Here is a 20,983-nt window from a genome sequence, read left to right as displayed (position 1 = left end):
TAACTACAAACAATAAACGTTCTATTGAGCTACCTTAAGGAGAGTGCAAACATATTATGGGTATTTATTATGACGACAACCGCAAGGTGTTTCATTTACAGTCAGAGAAATCCAGCTATATTATTGAAATGATCAAAGGTGTTATTCCAGCGCATGTCTACTGGGGCCCACAATTGGCAGGGAGAGAATTTCAACACCCGTTGAATTTGGTGGAACGTTGCTCTTTTAGTCCAACTTATTTGCAGGAGGATAAAAATATCTCCCTCGACACCTTGCCAAGCGAATTCCCTTCCTATGGAAACGGGGATTTCCGCGAACCGGCACTGGAGGTTCACCTAGTAGATGGCACGACCGTAACGGATTTCCGTTATAAGAGCTACACCATTAATAAAGGAAAACCTGCACTCAAAGGTCTGCCTGCTACTTATGTTGAAAGTGATGAAGAAGCAGAGACCTTGGAAATTATACTGCAAGATGATAAAACAGGATTGATCGCTGCCTTGAGCTATACCGTATTTAACGATCAGGATGTTATAACACGTTCCGTGCGGATTGAGAATCTGGGTAAGGACAATCTGGTTTTGAAAAGAGTATTAAGCGCGAATGTTGACTTCCATGATTCTGACTATGACATGCTGCAATTATCCGGTACTTGGACTAGAGAACGCCATATTCACAAAAGACCCCTCGTTCCTGGCATCCAACGGATTGACAGCAAACGCGGCTCCAGTAGCCATCAGCAGAATCCTTTTATGGCCTTGCTTGCAAAAGATGCGACAGAGGACCATGGCGAAGTTTATGGATTCAGCCTTGTGTATAGCGGGAGTTTCCTCGCCCAAGCAGAAGTGGATCAATACGGAATATCCAGAGTTGGGATCGGTATTCAACCTTTCAATTTTCAGTGGCTGCTTGAACCGGGCGAATCCTTTCAGGCTCCAGAAGCCGTATTGGTAAGATCCAGTGAAGGGCTTGGCGGATTATCGAGAACCTATCACCGTCTGTATCGGACCCGGTTATGCAGAGGTGAATTCCGCGATAGCAAGCGTCCTATTCTGATTAACAACTGGGAAGCGACTTATTTTAATTTTAACGCGGATAAAATCAAAGAAATTGCTAAAGCAGGCAAAGAGCTAGGCCTGGAGCTGTTCGTGCTGGATGACGGCTGGTTCGGCAAACGTGATAACGACGACAGCTCCCTGGGAGATTGGGTAGAGGATCGTCGCAAGCTGCCTGAAGGTCTTGGAAAGCTAGGCGAAGATATCACGGCAATGGGCATGGAATTCGGATTATGGTTCGAGCCAGAAATGGTATCGCCTGAAAGTGATCTTTACCGTGAACATCCAGACTGGTGTCTCCATGTACCTGGGCATAAAAGTTCATTAGCCCGCCAGCAGCTAGTGCTGGATTTATCCCGTAAGGATGTATGTGATTATATCGTCGAGTCAGTTAGCTCGGTATTATCATCCGCTCCGATTACTTATGTGAAATGGGATATGAACCGGAATATGACGGAGATTGGATCAGCGCTTCTTCCAGCCGAACGTCAACGTGAAACGGCACACCGTTATATCCTTGGACTTTATGATGTGCTGGAACGTATCGTTTCCCGTTTCCCTCATATTTTGTTCGAAAGCTGCTCCGGCGGTGGCGGACGATTTGACCCGGGAATGCTGTATTATATGCCACAGACCTGGACTAGCGATGATACGGATGCAGTGGAAAGATTGAAGATCCAATACGGAACAAGTATGGTGTATCCTGCGAGTTCAATGGGTGCCCATGTGTCGGCTGTTCCTAACCATCAGGTACATCGTATTACACCTTTGGAGACACGTGGTCATGTCGCGATGTCGGGTAATTTCGGCTACGAGCTGGATTTGACCAAGCTTACTGAAGCTGAGCGCGAGGATATCCGCAAGCAGGTTTCGGAGTACAAGGAACTGAGAATGCTGATTCAGTACGGTGATTTCTATCGACTGCTTAGTCCTTTTGAAGGAAACGAGACGGCATGGATGTTTGTTTCCGCTGATAAAAAAGAAGCCTTCGCCACCTACTTCCAAGTTCTGGCCGGGCCTAATCCACCGTTGCGCAGATTGCGTCTGAAAGGACTCGACCCTGCGAAATCGTATAAGCTTGAGTTTAACGGCGGAGTATACAGAGGGGATGAACTGATGCACTTCGGACTCACGCTTCCACAGCTCGAGGGCGATTTCAGAAGCCTACTTTTCGTGCTTAGAGAAGTTTAATCAAAAAAGGAGGGGGTCCCAAAAGCCATTGGCTGCTGGGCACCTTCCTTTTTTTCTCCTTTTTTGAGTTCTTTTGTGACTAGCTGCGCGCCCGAAGCTGTTATTGGATGGGGTGTTTAGCAAGATGCTTTGCTAGCCAAGTGCTGCCGTACGCGAATTAGTGCGCCTTGCAAGTAGCTTGACGCCACTGGAGTTGAGTGTTTATAACTCGAAGTCGGCGGGCTCAAATTGGCACCATGCAAGTTGCTTCCCCAGCCAACACGGTGCTATCGGACTCAAATGCCGCTAACCGCAGTCTTTTCACACATTTGGAGTTTTATCGGACCGCATAGTCGCTATTGGCTCGAAAAGTACCTAATATGCACCTCTTTCGAAGGAATAGCTGCACTGGAGTCTGAAACTGTGCTCAAAAGGCGGAAAATTGGCAAATAGCGTCATTGGGGTCCGAAAGCGGCGGTAGAGGGGTGACACGGTGCTTTCGTATGCGAATTAAGGTGTTTAGCAGGATGTTTACCTAGGCGGGGGCTGCTGGACGCGAATTAGTACGCCTTGCAAGTTGCTTACCCATCCAACACAGTGCTATAGGACTCAAATGCCGCTAATCGCAGTCTTTTCACACATTTAGAGTTTTATCGGACTGTATAGTCGCTATTGGCTCGAAAAGTACCTAATATGCACCTCTTTCGAAGGAATAGCTGCACTGGAGTCCGAAACTGTACTCAAAAGACGGAAAATTGGCAAATAGCGTCATTGGGGTCCGAAAGCGGCGGGGGATGGTTATCACTCGGTGCTGCTGTACGCGAATTAGGGTGTTTAGCAAGTTGCTTCCTTAGCCGTGGGCTGCTGGACGCGAATTAGTACGACATGCAAGTTGCTCACCCATCCAACACAGTGCTATCGGACTCAAATGCCGCTAATCGCAGTCTTTTCACACATTTGGAGTTTTATCGGACCGTATAGTCGCTATTGGCTCGAAAAGTACCTAATATGCACCTCTTTCGAAGGAATAGCTGCACTGGAGTCCGAAACTGTGCTCAAAAGGCGGAAAATTGGCAAATAGCGTCATTGGGGTCCGAAAGCGGAGGAGGGTGGTTGTGAGTTGGCACCACCAGATCTGAATGGTTACTACTTGCATCCACCGGCCCCGAATTAGCACCCCACGCACGCCACGCCTGCCACGCCTGCCACGCCTGCCACTCAGCTCTATCGAAGCCGAATAGATATGCCTAGCAACATCAATTTTCAAAAAACACATGTTTGGACAGGAACTCTAGGTCCTGCTCGCGGTAAGTGGAGGGGCTAACTCCAAAGTAGGAACGAAAGACTTTGCCGAAATAGCTGGCATTGTCAAATCCGGTGTCCACAGCGATCTGGTAGATCGTCTGATCTGTTGTTTTCAGCATAGATGCTGCCAGCTCGATCCGTCTCCTTCTTAAATACTCAAAAGGCGAGAGATTGATGTTTTTTTGAAATAGCCTGCAAAGATGATGTTTGGAAATTCCAACATGTGCGGCGACATCGTCTAAGCTAAGGTTATTGTTGTGCAGATCATTTTTCATGAATTGTATAGCGGCATGGAGTTTGTCATTTTTTATATAGGTGGTTAACAAACTCGGTTTCTTGAGGTATTTCTCCATGGACAATATCCACTGAAAGGCTTTCCCCGTTAGAAAATGCAAATCTCTTTCTTCATCAACCTGGATGTCCTTGAACATACTCCACAATAAATCCATCGGAACCGATTCCTGAGGGAGTTCTATAATGGGACCGCCATGTGCGATCAGCTGGTTCCAGAGTGAAATAGCTAGAGGTCCTCGTACATTCAGCCAAATGAATTCCCAGGGCTCTGTACCTTCTTCCGGATAATAATATCTGTGTATACTGGGGACAGTCACTAGGAAAGCTTTGCCCTTCGTTAATGGGTGAACAACCCCGTCTATTTCAATTCTACCCTCTCCAGATAAGGTGTACTGAAAAATAACACAACTTCTCTCCGTCCGGTTCTGGCCGTTGAATGAATATGCTGGAGTCTCGGCTTGTTCCCAGCCAATAGAATCAAACAGAAGCATAGAAGCTTGTTCTTCCGAGCGAATGGTGTAGGAGGAGCGCAACATTAGCAGGTTTCCTTTCCGTGGTTCGTTACTTCATTCAAAGTGTAAACTTTTTTGTTGATCTGTTCAATTTTTGTTTCATTTAATCTGCTGTCTTCGATATTGATAAGGCGTAATGCCATACTGATCTTTGAATAGCTTAATGAAATATTGTGGCTTTTTGTAGCCGACTAGATGTGAAATATCGAGCACATGTAAGTTGGAATCGATTAATAACTTGGAGGCCTTTTCCAAGCGTTTAGAAGAAATGTAGCTCGATAAATTTTCACCCGTCTCCTGCTTATAAAATTTGGACAGGTAAACAGGATGTAGGTGAACAATTTTCCCTAAGTCCTCCAGGCTCAAGCAATCACTAATATGATTGGAGATATAGGCTTGAATGGTATGAACAATGTTTTGATTGGAAAATTTAGCGCTTCTATCTAATTGGGTGAGGCTCTGCAAGATGGATTGAAGAGCCGTATTTGGCTCTGATAATTGATTGAAAATCCAGTCTGCGACCTCAGCTGATTGGATTTTATCGGTTGTGGAATACAGCAAATTAATGAATTCGAGCAGGTAGAGGAGCTTTTGTTTTTTGACAGTGAGCTTGGCAAAGTTTTTTAAAATGTTTTTTCTGGTTTGTTCCCATTCTCCAAGCTCTAATTTAGGGAGAGCACTAGAGGCACTCAGCATAGTAAAGTCACTGGCCCCAATATTTTCATTAAAAAAGAAATGATAAAAAATATGCCGAACAGCATGCTTTTGAGAAAATTCAAACGGCTCGGAAAAAGAAATGGAATCGACGCTGCTTGCCACAGTTTCGGTATTGGATTCTGGAATAATTCCAGTAGTGGCTGATGGAGTGATCCAAATAAAGTCCCGTCCACCATTATGATCTTTTAACATCATTTCATCTTTCCCTCTAGCCCCTGAGACGTGAAAAAAGCAAAAGTGCTCATTCCGTAAAGCAGTATCGAGTGTGCTGTGATCATAACGTAGTGGGGAAGGTCCGCTAATAACAGAAAGCAAGTAACCTAGCCCATCTATCTTTTTCTCTGCCACTGGGGTTTTTGGGGGTTTCTCAGCGATATTCTTAATAACTTGACGCATGGCTTTTTCCATATCCTCTTTATCTACCGGCTTGAGTAAATAATCCAAAGCGCCCAGACGGATGGCTTGCTGTGCATAATCAAATTGAGAATAACCGGAAAGGAAAATTACCTTGGTATTGAGCTTTTTCTCATGAACATGATGCAGTAAATCAATGCCGGATACCTCGGGCATACGAATATCTGTAATAAGGATATCTATATGATTCTGATTCAATAGCTCCTTGGCTTCAATCGAATTTGTTGTCGTCTCAATATGCTCAATTCCAAATTTGCTCCAATCCAGCAGGTGTTTTAAATATTCAACGATGTAATGCCCGTCATCAACTATCAATAATCGCATATTGTCCTCCTTCATCCAGCGAGAAATCTATGAATGCCAGCACGGATAAACCACCCCAGTCATTGATGAAGAACCGCAGTCCGCTTAATTCACCATACGCATTTTTGAGGCGATGATGAATGTTCCAAAGACCAATTCCTCTTGATCCTTCAGGGGGGGATTCATTCTCAAGTCTGGCCATTAGCTGGTGTATTTCCTCATTAGATAGCCCCTTACCGTCATCGGCTACAATAATTAACGCTCCAGTATCAAGTTCTTTTACATCTATAGTAACGCGATAAGCCCCTTGCTGTTCTTCAATCCCATGCTGGATTGCGTTCTCGACCATAGGCTGGATAATCAGTGGCATAATCAGATGCTCTCCCAGTTCAGGAGGCAGGTTGATTTCATAATTTATTTTTTTGGAAAGTGACATGATGGATAAAAAATGATCGGCAAGCTGCAATTCAGAAGCCAACGTAACATTATCTGAATTCATTTTTGTTAAATAACGATAGTACTCTGCTAAATGCTTGCTCATCTGCATTACGGCTTCCGGTGAAGTTTTTGCCACAGCCATAATGAAAAACAGATTATTGTAAAGAAAATGTGGATTGATCTGAGCCTGTAGCTGTTTCACTTCGGCGTTTCTGCGCAGCTCGGTTTCTATTTTTAATGAAGCGAATAAGGCCTGTATTTTGGCGACCATGTGGTTAAAGCTTTTAAATAGACTATAAAATTGATTGTCCGGGTTCTCACTAATTCTGGTGCTGTAATTCCCTTGTTCCACTTGGTAGAATTTCTTGTCGAGCAGATATACATTGCGATAATAGTTTCGATAGAACATAAAAATCACGATAAGGCCAATGATCAAGATCATTAAGATGCTGACAAAAAACACCTGTTTATTCCGGTTAAGCGGATTCAAAAAATCACTCATTCGCGTATAGGTAACAAGATACGTATCAATCGGCTCAATATACTTTGATAAAACATAATAATCATCATCGTTGATATGATAGTCAAACTTTAAAATTTCATGTGCATTGGGTGTTATCGTCTCCTTGGCTTTTTCCTCGATTCGAATATCCACCGCTTTATTGCTAATCATTAAACTCTTGTTCACAAGTAAAAAGGCATTGGAGCTCTCGCCGCCACTCACTGCTTTTTCTAAAAGACTTGTTAAATACTCCTTTTTCAGCTTAACGCCCACGATGTACTGAATATTGGCAGGATTCTTAGGTTCATGAATATAAGGGTAGATTGAAAAATAATACAAATTGTTATTAACAATCTGCCATCCTCGCTGCGTGACCTTCTGAAAGGGCTGTTTGGCAAGCGAATCATGACCCGTAAAAATAAAAGTGCCGTCCGATTTCCAGTAGATACCGATAGATTCAATCGCCTGACTGGAGAGAAGTGGTGCTGATATGCGGTCATAGATATCGTTTTTTTTCATCTGGGCATCGTAATTGTTCATCTCTTGTATTTTGCTTTGATAGAAACGTACGGAGGTGTCGGCTGTATATTGGATGCCATACAAACTTGCCTCAGAGATGATGCCATCCAGAATGCTTTCCGTATAGGCTAGCTGATTTTTGGAGGAGTTAACCAAGCTCTCTTGAATGGTTTTGGAACCTAGGGAGTTCATTACGAAAAACAAACTTAAGGTAAGTAAAAGGAAAAAAACGAAAAAATATATAAATCGTTTCATATTTACTTTTTTAATCATAAGCATTACTCCTGTCGCTAGGACTCGTGTGAATTCATCATAAGCTATATATTCCAAAAGAAAAAGAGAAGAGCTCTCGCAAAATGAAAGCGTTTATAAAGATGTTTAGCGAGTGGTTATGATATTTAATTTGAGACATTTTCGAATGAAAGCGCTTTTGTTAACATTAAACCAGAAAGAAATTAGCAGCCAAGAATGTAAAAGGGGGTAAGCACAATAGCACAGATAATGAATACCCAGCTCAAATGGAGTGAGAAAGCCAACGTTAAAAAAAGCAGAAAGAATCCTTGGAAAAAGGAAATCAAAAAAAATTGGCCATTGTATGTTTTATGTATCCCAGCTTTGGTATTCGTTCTAATTTTTGCCTACGGTCCTATGGTCGGATTAGTGATGGCCTTTCAGGATTACAAGCCCTGGCTTGGAATTACAGGTTCAACTTGGATTGGTTGGGATAACTTCGCAAGAATCTTCCAATATAAAGAGGCAACACAATCCATTATCAACACCCTCATTATTGCTGTAATCAAAATTATAGTCGGAATTATTGTTCCTATCTTTATGGCGATTCTGCTAAGCGAGATTAGAAACATGGGGATTAAAAAGAGTATTCAAACCTTGGTCTATTTACCGCATTTCCTCTCTTGGGTAACCGTTGCCGGAATCATGATTGATATCTTAGGTCTGGATGGGGGCATAAATCATTTTCTTACGAATTTCCTCGGACTGAAACCAATTTTCTTTTTGGGCGATCCTACGCTGTTCAGACCGACGATCATCATCAGTGATTTATGGAAAAACTTCGGATTTGGCATGATTGTCTACTTAGCGGTGATTACAGGGATCGACCCTTCTTATTATGAGGCAGCTGAGATCGACGGCGCTTCACGCCGCCAACAAATACGCCATGTTACCTTACCGAGTATGATGCCGATGATCATCGTAATTGCAACGTTAAGCCTTGGAAATATCCTGGATGCAGGATTTGACCAAATCTTTAACTTATACAATCCACTCGTATATAGTACGGGAGATATCATCGATACTTATGTTTACCGGTCATCGTTATTGAATGGCCAATACGGTTTTGGTACCGCTGTTGGATTGTTTAAATCCGGCATCAGCTTCATATTAATCGTAATTTCCTATCGAATTGCTTACAAGGTAGCTAACTATAAAATATTTTAAGCCGAAGTTGTTAAGCTTACAAAACTGTTAGGAGGAATGGGAGTGTATTATAAATCCAAGGGATATAGGATATTTTCGATTTTCAATCATATCCTCCTGATTCTAGTAGCCTTATCGTGTTTATTGCCTATGCTTCATTTACTAGCACAATCATTTAGTAGTAAGACGGCGGTAAATGGGAATTTGGTATCCTTTTGGCCGGTGGACTTTAATATCGAAGCCTATGTGAAAACTTTTAAAAACACGAATTTTACAGGCTCCATGAGAATCTCAGTGGTCCGGACGGTACTGGGGACGTTAATCAGTATGTTTATTATTACAACGGCGGGGTATGCCTTGTCCAAAGATTTCCGTGGGCGTAATGCTTTAATGTGGATTTTTATATTCACGATGTTGTTTTCCGGTGGATTGATTCCTTCTTATATATTGGTTACGAAACTTGGGCTCAAGGACACGATCTGGTCGCTCGTGCTTCCCGGTGCCTTCGGAGCTTATAATTTGATTCTGATTATGAATTTCTTTAAAACAATCCCTAAGGCGCTTGAAGAGGCGGCATTTATCGATGGGGCTTCGTTCTTCGTCATTTTCCGGAAAATCTATCTTCCGCTTTCCCTTCCCGGTCTTGCAACCGTTGGATTGTTTATCATGGTGGGGAGCTGGAATGCATGGTTTGATGGGATTTTGTATATGTCGAATACAACGGACTATCCGTTAGCTTCATTCTTACAGACTGTAGTGGTGCAAGGATCAGCGCAGAGTATGGCACTTAGTCAATCAGAAGCAGCCGCGTTGTCAGAACAGAGTATCAAAGCTGCGCAAATTTTTATTAGCACACTGCCCATTATCCTTGTGTACCCTTTTCTACAGAAGTATTTTGTCAAAGGCATCGTTCTGGGTGCTGTAAAAGAATAACGTGACCAACATATAAAACTTTAATTCAAAGGAGCTTATTGATGAAAAAAACAGGGGCCTTAATAACGACTACTGTATTGATGGCAGGATTGCTAGCGGGCTGCGGCTCAAACGGTAAAGAATCTACTGCGGCAGAAGCGGTTCTCAAAGACGGCAAATACGATCCTCCTATTACTATCAACATCGCCAAGCAACAAGATGAGAATGCCGGTAAATATATCAACGGGGAGAGCTTAAATGATAATGTGTTGACCCGCTGGGGTGTCGAGAATCTAGGGATTAACATCCAAACTACTCTTTTGGGCGGTGATGCCTCCCAATATAATACGAAACTTCGTTTAGCGCTCACTGGTTCCGAGAAGCTTCCGGATGTTTTGCCAGTGTATGATACCTCATTAGAAAATGATCTGATTCAATCTGGACTTGTAAAAGATATTGCGGAGGACATTAACAAATATATGCCTGAGCGTCTGAAAGAAATATATAAACAATATCCAACAACGTTCAACCCGGTTATCCAGGACGGCAAGGTTTATGGGATGGCGATCTCGCCCAATCTCACTGAAGGTGAGATCATGCTTATCCGTCAAGATTGGTTAGATAAATTAAATTTAAAAGCGCCAACAAATATAGATGAATTTGAACAGGTAATCGCTGCTTTTACGAATGATGATCCGGACGGTAACGGAAAAAATGATACTTATGGATTTGATTTCTCGGGAAAAGATTCTTACAACACGGGCTGGGTAAGCGACTCTGTAATGATTTTTAGTGCTTATACAGGGAAGAGTCTCCCCGGCCAATGGTATAACGACAATGGTAAACTTACTTACGGTTCCGTCGCTGATGGGACAAAGGATGCGTTAGCTAAACTTCGCGATTGGTACTCCAAAGGGTATTTAAATAAGGAGCTGGCTACACAGGGTGCATGGGATGCACTGGCGGATTTCACTGAAGGTAAAGCAGGGATTATTATTGGCCGTCCTTGGCTGTACGGCAGTGTTAAAGATGTGGAAACTAACGTAAAAGGGGCTAAAATCAAAGCTTACCCAACAATTAATGGTATAAGTGGGGATCGAACCTACCAATCCGGTCAACAGAACGATGGTGTCTTTATGTTTAATAAAGACTTTAACAATATGGAAGCTTTCTTCTTGTATTATGACAAGCTTTACGATGCAGCATTTGGTACCGGAGATTTCAAATATGGTTATGCTCAGGGATATGATTATGACATCGTTGGCGATGAAGTGGTATTCGATTCCAAAAAATTCAATACGCCTTTGGATGCCGCTCAAGGTGTAGGGAAAATGGCTTTTACCAAAAATACACCAAGTGTGGATGGCCCAGGTAAATCTTTTTATGATCTTTCCAAAGGTGCACAAGCTGAGAATGGGGTCTTGATCAGATCGGCATCAAATGATGAAACAGCCAAAGAGGGATATGTGATTTCCTATGAGAATAGAGAGTCACTGCTTCCAAATGCATTTAACGGTCCACCTACCAAGACCATGCAGACAACCTGGGAGCAACTGAATACGATGGAAAAGGAAACCTTCACCAAAATTATTTACAGTAAAGAGCCGCTAACTGCGTACGATGACTTCGTGAAGCAATGGCATGACAAAGGCGGTACGAAAATTTCCGAAGAAATCAACGAATGGTATAACAATGCTAGCAAGGTGGATGTGATGTCTCAGATGGGATTGAAATAAGTTCGCAAGAACAGCAGGTTCAGTTAAGGTCATCCTTGGCCGGACCTGCTTTTTTGTCTAAAAATCTGATCCTCTGGAGGTTAATCATGGACGAAAATGCGAGTACAGTCACCCTACTAAATAGCGCTCCACTTCTGGATATGAGCGGAAATCCTGTACATGCACATGGTGGACATATGCTCTATACGGATGGATATTATTACTGGTTTGGTGAGAACCGGATGGATCGGCGGAGAGTGAGCTGCTACCGATCTGTGGATCTAGTGAATTGGGAATGGCGCAATGATGTGCTCACACTCGATTCACCGGTACAGCCGATTTATCATCGCACCACATTAGAGCTTGAACCCTTGGACAGGGAGGGGCGCCCAACGGGTGCGGTAATTGAGCGCCCAAAAGTACTCTACAACAAACTTACAGGGAGATTTGTTATGTGGATGCATTGGGAAAATGGACGCGACTACTCTGATGCGCGCTGCGCGATCGCTGATTGCGGGACGGTAGATGGGGATTATGTTTACCGGGGCAGCTTTAATCCGATAGGTAACATGTCTCGGGACTGCACCTTGTTCCAGGATGACGATGGGACGGCATATTTTATCTCCGCGGCAAGGGAAAATGCTGATCTTATTATGTATCGTCTGTCACCTGATTACCTCAGCATAGAAGAACAGTTCAAGACCTTGTGGCCCGGACAAGCACGTGAAGCACCTGCATTAATGAAACGTCAGGGTGTATACTTCCTCATCTCGTCCGCCTGTACGGGCTGGTTGCCTAACCAAGGAACCTATGCCTGGTCTGAGGAATTATTTGGTCGTTGGTCACCCTTGCTGCCTTTGGGCGACATCACTACATACGACAGCCAGCCTGCTTTTATAGTTCCTATTGTAGGAACAGACAATGACCAGTGCTCTTACTTGTATGTTGGGGATCGCTGGGACCCTGCGGATTATTATGCCTCTTCCTATGTATTTCTGCCGCTCAGCTTTCCTTCTGACCGGGAAATGAAGCTTGACTGGGCAGAGCGAACGGTGGTTGACCTTAGGAAGGGAATCGTAGCTGTGGAATGCGGCTCTGGTAGTGGTCTGTTCAGATTGAAAAGCTTAGGAATGGGGCTTTATCTGGCGGCGGGAAATCAATCCATTGAACATGAGGAGACCCTGAACGTCGAAGTCCGGACGCTTTCGTATGAAGATCAGCAGCAGAGATGGACGGTTGAATACGGGGAGAGGGGTAGGGCGAGAATTCGAAACAGTGAAAAGGCCTTATCTATTGGCCCGTTGAATTCCTTGCTGCTGGAGCCTATTCGTGACAACGAAGATCAGTTTATATGGTTGCTTACAGAGACAGAAGCAGGTTCACTGACTATTGGGAGCAATGACGGAAGAGTTCTTACCGTAGCAGGAGAACAGCGTGGGGGCTGGGGTTGTGTGTTTCTTGAATCCACACGCTGCCATGATCCCCGTCTAGGTGCAGACCCGCAGCTTTTTCAACTGATTTCAGTAAGGTAAACAGTTTTGAGAAAAGAGGTATACCGATGAGTTTATCTGTCTCCTTCCCTATGGAATGGTTTAAAAGTGACCCCCATACACAACTTACTGCGACTTCCTCTGAGACGTTTCAGTTCATCACTACACCAGAAGGTGGTGGATTTGAGCTTCAGCCAGGGCATCTGGAATCCGCCGCTTGGTGCGATTATGGTTTCGTTAATGCAAAGGTTTACCATGAAAGCCATGACGTTCTGGTGCTGTTATTCAGTTTTTATGATCGGGATCATCGCGTCATTACTTATCATGTAGGAATTTTACCTGGTGTGCGCACGGAAATTTGTTTACCCTTGATTCATTTAAATGGTGAGAAGCTGTTCCTTCCCCGTTATCCGGGTGTGATGCAGACAGTACTGAGGGGAGATGCAGGCATCGATCGCAAGCATATCACCCGATTCTCTATCGCTACTCTCCCTTCAACAACAAGTAGAGCTGTGCAAATTAGTGACTTGGCTCTAAGTCTAACTGAGCCCGTCTTTGAGTATGAACAGCAACCATATATAGATGATCTGGGCCAATTAAAGGGAAGGGATTGGCCAGGGAAAACGGTTGATGCAGAAGCGTTGACGGATCGGCTGCGCACAGAGCGGCAACTTGCGGCACAAGCTGATCACAATGGAGGTGACCTCAGCAGGTACGGAGGTTGGAAGGCGCTGAGATTCGCGGCAACTGGATATTTCCGCACGGAGTTTGACGGCAGCCGCTGGTGGTTCGTTGATCCAGAGGGTTATGCCCTGTTCAGTACGGGGATGGACTGTGTGGGTCCAGCTTGTTCTATGCATGTAACTGGCATGGAACACTTGATACCCTCATTGCCGGAGCGGGAAGGAATCTATCAAGAAGCTTGGTCACAGAATGGCGAGGAATTCAGCATCGAGATTGCTAATCTGATCACTGCTTTTGGGGCGGAGTGGCGCTCTAACTGGGTGGCTATGACGGATTTTCGCTTACAACAATGGGGATTCAACACCATCGGTAACTGGTCTAATGATAGATTTATCAACGAATCCCAGCTTCCGTATGTTTATCCTCTAGTGGACTTTCCTATGACGGAGCAGACTATTTTCCGGGATTTCCCGGATGTGTTTAGCCCGGAGTATGAGCGGAATGCCGGGAGCTTTGCGGAGCAGCTTCTTCCATTAAGGGAAGACCAGAGAATGGTCGGTTATTTCATGCGTAATGAGCCGCATTGGGCATTCGTGGATGGGTTGAATTTGACCGGGCAGATGCTGAAATCTCCGGTCCGTTATGCCAGTAAGAAGGAATTCATTCGCTGGCTTGCAGAAAAGTACAAAACAGTGGAACGATTAAACATGGCGTGGGATAGCGTTTTTGAAGAATTCGAGGATTTATACGATGTATCGAATGTGAATGTAACCGGGGATAATCTCACTTCTGCCCGAGAAGTGGATTATAACCAGTTTAACCGGATCATGATTCGACGGTATGTAGAAGTGCCGGCCCGTCTTTGCAAGCAGACGGATCCGAATCATCTGAATTTGGGAATGCGTTATGCCTGGGTTGGCAGTGATGAGGTGCTGGAGGGCTGCGAATGGTTTGATGTATTCTCTATGAACTGCTATCAGTTCAGTCCTGACAAGGAACAGATCGCCCAGATCAGCGGACGACTGAACAAACCAGTCATGATTGGAGAATATCATTTTGGTGCGGCTGAAGGCGGCATGTTGGCTTATGGGATCCGTGCGGTGGCAACCCAGAAGGAGCGCGGTGAGGCTTACCGTTATTATGTGGAGCAGGGGGCAGCCATCCCGCAGCTCATCGGAGTTCATTATTTTCAATGGAATGATCAGCCTGTGCTCGGACGTTATGACGGAGAAAACTATCAAATCGGTGTAGTGGATGTCTGCAACCGTCCATATGAACCTTTCGTGCAAGCAGCGAGAAAGGCCCATGACCAGATGTATCAGGTGCGGACGGGTATGACAGCGCCCTATAATATTGTGCCAATGGAGATTCCGAAAACGGGATTCTGATTGCAAATCTTTACAACAAAAAGGCCCCCAGCCAATGGGGGGCCTTTTTTGTCCTCTCCTCTGCAATGTAGCCTCTTTACAAGCCAAGGCCGGAGGAGGGGAGTGAATCATCACGGGAATAGCGCTTGCGGTATTCGCCCGGAGTTATTCCGGCACAACGTTTGAACATACGGATGAAGGAATTTACGTTCTGATAACCTACCTGAAGCGCGATATCCTGAATCCGCAGTTCCAGATTCATTAGCAGCTCTTTGGCCCGCTCAATCCGCAGATTGTTCAGATATTCACTGAAGTTGATGTTTGTTTTCTCTTTAAAAATGCTGGACAGGTAACCTGGAGTTAAATTTAACTTGTCTGCTACTAGGTTGAGGTTGATGTCCTCGCCGTAATGTTTGTCTAAGTAATCCAGCACAAAGCTGATAATGGGGTCGCGTGACTCCGAGCGGCTACTGATGACCACGAGCACAGGACGAACCAGATCACGCAGCCATTCATTGTATTGATCCATTGAGTGGAAAGCGTTAAATGGCTCTAGTGGGGGTGGTAAGAGACGCTCCGCTTGGGGCAGATTCAGCCTCGTGACCGTTTTGCTCGTCTGTTCCGCTGCTCCCAAGGCAAATGCCCGAAAATCCGCCGCCGCCGCGTCCTTGTGCTGCAGCTGCTCCAGCTGACGATCCAACCAAGCGAATACAGCCTCCTCATTGGCAGACTGCAGCAGATTGTGCAGCTCCTCTCCGTGTGTCACCTTTAAATGAAAGGATTTGGCGGATGAGGCTCTAGGTTCTACGATTATTTGTGTTTCCCCGTTCAATCTACGCTCATTTAACAACATCGATAGATTATTGTAGGCATCGGTAAATGAGGTTTCGCCTGAATATACCGGACTTACAGCAATAGTCAGATATAAGGATGTCTCCGAATCCAGCAGCTCCTTAAGGGTATCAAGAGCCTGCAGAAAACTGCTCTGCGGTCCGGGATTGAACAGGAGCAGCATGAGCTGATCATGTTCCGGCTGGAGTGCGACGCTTTCGCTTTCACCACCAGTGATCAAGTTTTGAACCAGCTTCCATAACATCAGTGTGTGTTTTTCAAATTCGTCCGGCAAGGTTTTGAAGCTGACCTTGAACAGAATGGAGGCATAGGGCTGTTCGGATTGCCTTACATCTTCAAGCTCCGCGAGGCTTTTACTCAGCGGGATATTTTTCACTTTATGAGTATAGGCATATTGGCGCACCAGTGAGTTCTTATGATCAAGATCGGTCTGGATGAAGCGGTTACTCTCCAAAATGGAGCTCAGGCGGTCGCCGATAATGGCGAATTCCTTCACACTGCTCAATTTTTCAGGCCGGCTGCCTGCCTTACGGTCCAAGGCGGCAATCAGGCGCTGGAGCGGTTGGTTAAGCCGGTGGCTGAAGATTAGGGATGAGAGAACACTGATCAGTACTGCGGCAGAGAGTAATACAGCCAGCAATAGCTGCATCCCCCGCATTTCCGCAGCAATAGCCGCCACCTGGGTCACTCGGATATAGGTGAATCCAGTCTGTTTACCTTTTTCATAGAAGTAATATTGGTCTCCGACCCGCTCATGGGCATTGCCACTTTCCGGAAGCTGGCTTGTTTGCAGTTTACCCTCTGATGTAGAGAACAATAGATTCTTCTGCGCATCCAGGATATAGAACGGGGTATTGCCGGCATCTCCGTAGGCGGCCTGCATCAGCTGCGGATTCAGCATGACAATGCCGTACACTTCCTCATAAGGAATCGCTTTGACCAGCACTGGCATTAACCTTCCGAGCGTACGGGTGGAATGTATGGTTTTCTCGGTAAAGGTTACGGCGGGCATGACTTTTAAAAATTGATTGTCCATCGTTTGCCGGCTCCAGTACTCCGGAGGGTATTCTGCACTGAAGTAGTATTTACCGAACATATCTGCGGCGCTGCTTAGGCCCTCCCTCTCCAGTACATAATTTTCCTTTTTAAAATAAAGAATGAAATTTTCGATATGCAGAAAAGGATTAGCATACAGCGTTGAGAGATCCGATATCACTTCTGCCGGGATATCATATCGTCGGTTCTCTTTGAGGTGGCTTAGAATGCCCAGATTGGCAGTCCATGAATCGGATTGGGTGAGGGCAAGAATCATGTTCTGAGTCAACCGGAAATGATTTTCGTAGCCTTCGACCGTTTGTGCGAGGCCTAGCTCATTTTGCCGGATCATCTCCTTATAGATTTTGCCGCTTAAATAAAGATGGGAGAACAGATTAAATGATGCCAAAATCAAGATGACACTGAGGAAGCTTAGCATCAGCTTAACGAACAGGGCATTCAGCGCAAATTTGCCTGTAACGGATCCCTTCATATGTATCCCCCTTTGGATGCACCCGTAAATGAATTGGATTAATTCTATCATAGCGGCAAAAAGCTAACACCAACAATATGCAATTTTGCTGATTTGTACGCTATTCTATGGAAATCCGCAGTTAAGGCGAAATGTTATATAACATGTAGATAGCGCTTTCCAAAGAAATGCAGCTATAATTCGGAGACAAATCCCAGGAAAAAGGGGGAAGTAATCTGACATCTATATGATTTATGATCATTTTAACAAGAGGAGACATGCATATGGCTCAAGCTAGCGTAGTGCAGGACAAAATGCGAAAGAAAGTGCACCGGCGACCCCAACGACCTCAACGCCACAAAGCGGGAATCCTTCGAACTTGGAATAAAAACAAGGCGCTCTGGCTGCTGTTCCTGCCGTGCCTGTTGTATTATTTGATCTTCCGCTATGCACCGATGTTTGGATTAGTTATCACTTTCAAGGATTACAATCTTTTTAAAGGGATTTGGGCCAGTGATTGGGTGGGACTCAAATATTACAGGATGTTTATAGAGAATCTCGATTTTTGGCCGCTGATGAAAAACACTTTTCTGCTTGGTTTATATAAGCTGTTTTTCGGCTTCCCGGCACCCATTCTACTGGCGATTCTGCTTAATGAGGTGCGCAAGGCTGCTTTCAAACGAGTTGTGCAGACCGTCAGCTATCTTCCACATTTTATCTCAAATGTCATTGTAGCCAGTATGGTGATCATGTTTTTATCCCCAACCGGAGGGCTGATTAATAATCTGCTTGGTGCCATAGGGATTGGACCGATCAATTTCATGAATGAACCTGGATTGTTCCGCGGTATTTATGTCCTGTCGGAGATCTGGCAGCATATCGGCTGGGAGACTATTATCTACTTGGCCGCGTTGACCGCTATCGACCCGCAGCTGTATGAAGCTGCTGATATGGACGGAGCCAGCCGCATGCGTAAAATATGGCATGTCACCTTGCCCGGCATTTCACCCGCCATCGTGATCACCTTGATTCTTAATATCGGTAAAGTGCTCGAGATTGGCTTCGAGAAGGTGTTCCTGATGCAGAATCCGGCGATCTACGACACAGCGGATATTATCAGTACTTATGTCTATAGGGTGGGTATGGTGCAGGGGAACTTCAGCTATGGCGCTTCTATTGATCTTTTTATGGGCGTGATTAGCTTGATCTTCATCTATACAGCAAATTACATCAGCCGCCGTGTAAGCGAGACAAGTTTATGGTAGAAAAGAGGTGTGGTGATGAGATCACCCCGTTTATCCTGGTTTAATGTCGTGAGCACTTTTATCCTTCTCGTGGTTGTGGTGGTCACGCTTTATCCGTTCCTGCATATGCTCGCTGTCTCTCTCAGTAGTGATGTGCATGTCATGAAGAATACCGTTTCTTTTTGGCCTAAGGGATTTAACCTGAATATGTATAAGCTTGTACTCGGAGATTCGCAAATCTGGGTGGCTTACAAAAATACACTCATTTACACCGTGCTTGGCACCCTTATCTCGCTGGTAGTCACCTCCACGGGTGCCTATGCACTCTCACGCAGTGATATGGCGCTGCGCAAGAGCTTCACCCTGTTGATTGTGGTGACGATGTTTTTCAGCGGAGGAATGATTCCCACGTTCCTCGTGGTTCGCTCCCTGGATATGGTCGATACCGTATGGGGCATGGTGCTGCCGGGTGCGGTTAGCACTTGGAATCTGATTCTGATGCGGACCTTTTTCTCCGGCATTCCTAAAGAGCTGGAGGAGTCAGGCCGCATCGACGGACTGAATGATATCGGCATATTTAATCGTATTATTGTTCCGCTTTCCAAAGCTTCCTTCGCCACCATAGCGCTCTTTTACGCGGTTGGCATGTGGAATAACTTTATTTACCCGCTGCTCTACCTGCGCTCACCGGATTTGTTCCCGCTGCAAGTACTGCTGCGCAATCTGGTGCTGGCTGGCAGTGCTAGCTCAGGGGATGTTACTAGCATTGGAGGTGACAACATGGTGATAGAAGAATCGCTGAAGTACGCGACGATTATGGTCTCGACGCTTCCGATTCTGATTGTGTATCCATTTGTGCAGAAGTACTTCGTTAAGGGGGCCATGATTGGCGCGGTTAAAGGCTGAGGCGGGTGGAACCGTCACAAATTCAGAATAAGGGAGAGATCGTAATGAATAAATGGAAATCTGTACTGCTGCCACTGATGATTGCAGCAACCGTAGTAACTGGCTGCAGCGGAGGGGGCAATGACACCTCGCCGCAGAGTAATACTCAGGGCAGCAGTACCGCTTCACCTGCTGATTCGCCCAAAACGGAAAAAACCTTCACTGCGCTCTTAGACAACAATGCTACGTTCCCTTATTCGAAAAGCTGGCCTATTTGGAGCTGGCTGAAGGAGAAAACCGGTGTCACACTCGAGGTACAGACCCCTTCCGGAAAGCTTGAAGAGAGCTTGAACCTGGCGATTGCCTCGAAGGCAATGCCGGATCTGATGTATATGCCTAACCGCAAAGAATCGAATAAATTCGGGCAACAGGGTGCGTTGGTGGATTTGATGGAGTATATGGACAAAATGCCGAATCTGACCGCCTGGGTAAAGCAGTATCCACAGGAAGCGAAGGCTGCACTGTCTGCTGATGGCAAAATGTATATGTTCCCGAATCAGGGCTTTGGCGAGACGAACCGCATGATCTGGTTATACCGTAAAGACATTTTTGACAAAGAAGGAATCCAGGCACCAGCCACATATGAGGAGCTGCATACAGCTCTAAAAACCTTGAAGGCGAAATATCCGGACAGCTATCCGCTTTCGATCCGCTACGGACAAATTCCCGATGAAATGAATGCCAATATGACAGTGAATTACGGGACGGGTGAAGGGGCTTATTATGATTTTGATAAAAAAGAGTGGCTTTTTGGACCCACGGAAGATAGTTACAAGGAAATGGTTGGTATGTGGAAAATATTTTATGACGAAGGGCTGATTCCGCCCGACTTTCTATCTCTGCAAACTAAGCAATGGCAGGACATGGTGTCCACGGGCAAATCGTTTGTGACCATTGATTACATCAGCCGGATCGATTTTTTTAACAATGCGATGCAGCAGGAAAATCCGGAGTTCAACATGCAGTTCATGGCTCCTCCAGCGGGCATTGCCGGCGGCAAGCAACTGAACCCGTATTTTCATTATATGGAAGGTGGCCTAACCGTGGCTTCAACCTCGAAGAACATCGATGATGTGATGAGTTATATGGACTTTTTCTATTCCGAAGAGGGACGTACGCTCAGCAGCTGGGGCGTGGAGGGTGAGACATATGTGAAGGAAGGCGACACGATCAAGTTCAAACCAGAGTACAACGATGTGATCGAAATGCGGAAACAGACAGGACTTCAGACTAGCGGAACGTACACCTGGATCGACTTTGGTGCACATCTGTCGTTGTTCTCAGACAATTTGAAGTACGCCTTTGAAGAAGCGACGAAATATGATCCGTCCATGATGCAGCCACGGCCTGCATTTACGGAGAAAGAGAATGAAATTATTGCGATTACCGGCCAGGCGATCCAAAAACACCGTGAGGAAAGCTTTGCCAAGTTTGTTACCGGCTCCCGAAAGCTGGCCGACTGGGACAAATATGTGGAGGAGATGAACAATCTCGGCGTGGATAAGCTGCTGGCTACTTATAAGGAAGCTTACGACCGTGTTCAGAACATTCAGTTAAACGGGAATTAATCTGTCTGGTGCCAAGGACAATAGTTACCCGGA

At 45.3% G+C, this 20,983-nt stretch carries 13 protein-coding genes; 9 read left to right on the top strand and 4 right to left on the bottom strand.

All coding sequences use genetic code 11. The features are described from left to right. The first annotated feature begins 56 nt into the window (after positions 1–56). Complete coding sequence (locus NST40_RS23270) at positions 57–2,246, top strand: alpha-galactosidase (RefSeq protein WP_076194794.1); 2,190 nt, start codon at positions 57–59, stop codon at positions 2,244–2,246. 1,235 nt (positions 2,247–3,481) lie between these two features. On the opposite strand, the gene NST40_RS23265 is transcribed toward NST40_RS23270, so the two are convergent. From NST40_RS23265 to NST40_RS23255, 3 genes are all read right to left on the bottom strand, one after another. Then, positions 3,482–4,360, bottom strand: a complete 879-nt coding sequence (locus NST40_RS23265; RefSeq protein WP_076130289.1) for an AraC family transcriptional regulator — start codon at positions 4,358–4,360, stop codon at positions 3,482–3,484. A 75-nt stretch (positions 4,361–4,435) separates the two neighbouring features. After that, on the bottom strand, positions 4,436–5,791 hold the full coding sequence (locus tag NST40_RS23260) for a response regulator (RefSeq protein ID WP_342410042.1): 1,356 nt from the start codon (positions 5,789–5,791) through the stop codon (positions 4,436–4,438). Beyond that, positions 5,772–7,502, bottom strand: a complete 1,731-nt coding sequence (locus tag NST40_RS23255; RefSeq protein ID WP_076302658.1) for a histidine kinase — start codon at positions 7,500–7,502, stop codon at positions 5,772–5,774. The genes NST40_RS23260 and NST40_RS23255 overlap by 20 nt, the downstream gene beginning before the upstream one ends. 228 nt (positions 7,503–7,730) lie before the next feature. Between NST40_RS23255 and NST40_RS23250 the strand changes: the two genes are divergently transcribed. The 5 genes from NST40_RS23250 to NST40_RS23230 all read left to right on the top strand — a co-directional run bounded on the left by NST40_RS23250 (position 7,731) and on the right by NST40_RS23230 (position 14,855). Continuing rightward, on the top strand, positions 7,731–8,687 hold the full coding sequence (locus NST40_RS23250) for an ABC transporter permease subunit (RefSeq protein ID WP_081382600.1): 957 nt from the start codon (positions 7,731–7,733) through the stop codon (positions 8,685–8,687). Positions 8,688–8,723: 36 nt separating this feature from the next. After that, positions 8,724–9,599: a carbohydrate ABC transporter permease gene (locus tag NST40_RS23245; RefSeq protein ID WP_036683169.1), complete on the top strand. Its 876-nt coding sequence runs from the start codon at positions 8,724–8,726 to the stop codon at positions 9,597–9,599. A 41-nt stretch (positions 9,600–9,640) separates the two neighbouring features. Further along, on the top strand, positions 9,641–11,314 hold the full coding sequence (locus tag NST40_RS23240) for a hypothetical protein (RefSeq protein WP_342410041.1): 1,674 nt from the start codon (positions 9,641–9,643) through the stop codon (positions 11,312–11,314). 86 nt (positions 11,315–11,400) lie between these two features. Beyond that, complete coding sequence (locus NST40_RS23235) at positions 11,401–12,825, top strand: family 43 glycosylhydrolase (RefSeq protein ID WP_076219543.1); 1,425 nt, start codon at positions 11,401–11,403, stop codon at positions 12,823–12,825. A 26-nt stretch (positions 12,826–12,851) separates the two neighbouring features. Then, complete coding sequence (locus NST40_RS23230) at positions 12,852–14,855, top strand: beta-galactosidase (protein ID WP_342410040.1); 2,004 nt, start codon at positions 12,852–12,854, stop codon at positions 14,853–14,855. Positions 14,856–14,931: 76 nt separating this feature from the next. On the opposite strand, the gene NST40_RS23225 is transcribed toward NST40_RS23230, so the two are convergent. Then, positions 14,932–17,214, bottom strand: a complete 2,283-nt coding sequence (locus NST40_RS23225) for an AraC family transcriptional regulator (protein WP_342410039.1) — start codon at positions 17,212–17,214, stop codon at positions 14,932–14,934. A gap of 293 nt (positions 17,215–17,507) precedes the next feature. Here NST40_RS23225 and NST40_RS23220 point away from each other — a divergent pair, with 293 nt between their 5' ends. From NST40_RS23220 to NST40_RS23210, 3 genes are read left to right on the top strand one after another with little or no spacing between them, the layout of a single operon-like run. Then, positions 17,508–18,458, top strand: a complete 951-nt coding sequence (locus tag NST40_RS23220; protein WP_342410920.1) for an ABC transporter permease subunit — start codon at positions 17,508–17,510, stop codon at positions 18,456–18,458. A gap of 15 nt (positions 18,459–18,473) precedes the next feature. After that, on the top strand, positions 18,474–19,343 hold the full coding sequence (locus tag NST40_RS23215; protein WP_342410038.1) for a carbohydrate ABC transporter permease: 870 nt from the start codon (positions 18,474–18,476) through the stop codon (positions 19,341–19,343). 44 nt (positions 19,344–19,387) lie between these two features. After that, positions 19,388–20,950 carry an extracellular solute-binding protein gene (locus NST40_RS23210; RefSeq protein ID WP_342410037.1) on the top strand — a complete coding sequence of 521 codons (1,563 nt, stop codon included), beginning with the start codon at positions 19,388–19,390 and terminating at the stop codon, positions 20,948–20,950. The last annotated feature ends 33 nt before the right edge of the window (positions 20,951–20,983 follow it).

Origin of the sequence: Paenibacillus sp. FSL R10-2778 (genome assembly GCF_038593035.1) — a bacterium.
GTDB classification, from domain to species: Bacteria; Bacillota; Bacilli; order Paenibacillales; family Paenibacillaceae; genus Paenibacillus_AQ; species Paenibacillus_AQ odorifer.
Note: the sequence above shows the minus strand (reverse complement) of the source record. Positions and strands in the feature narration are given on the sequence as shown.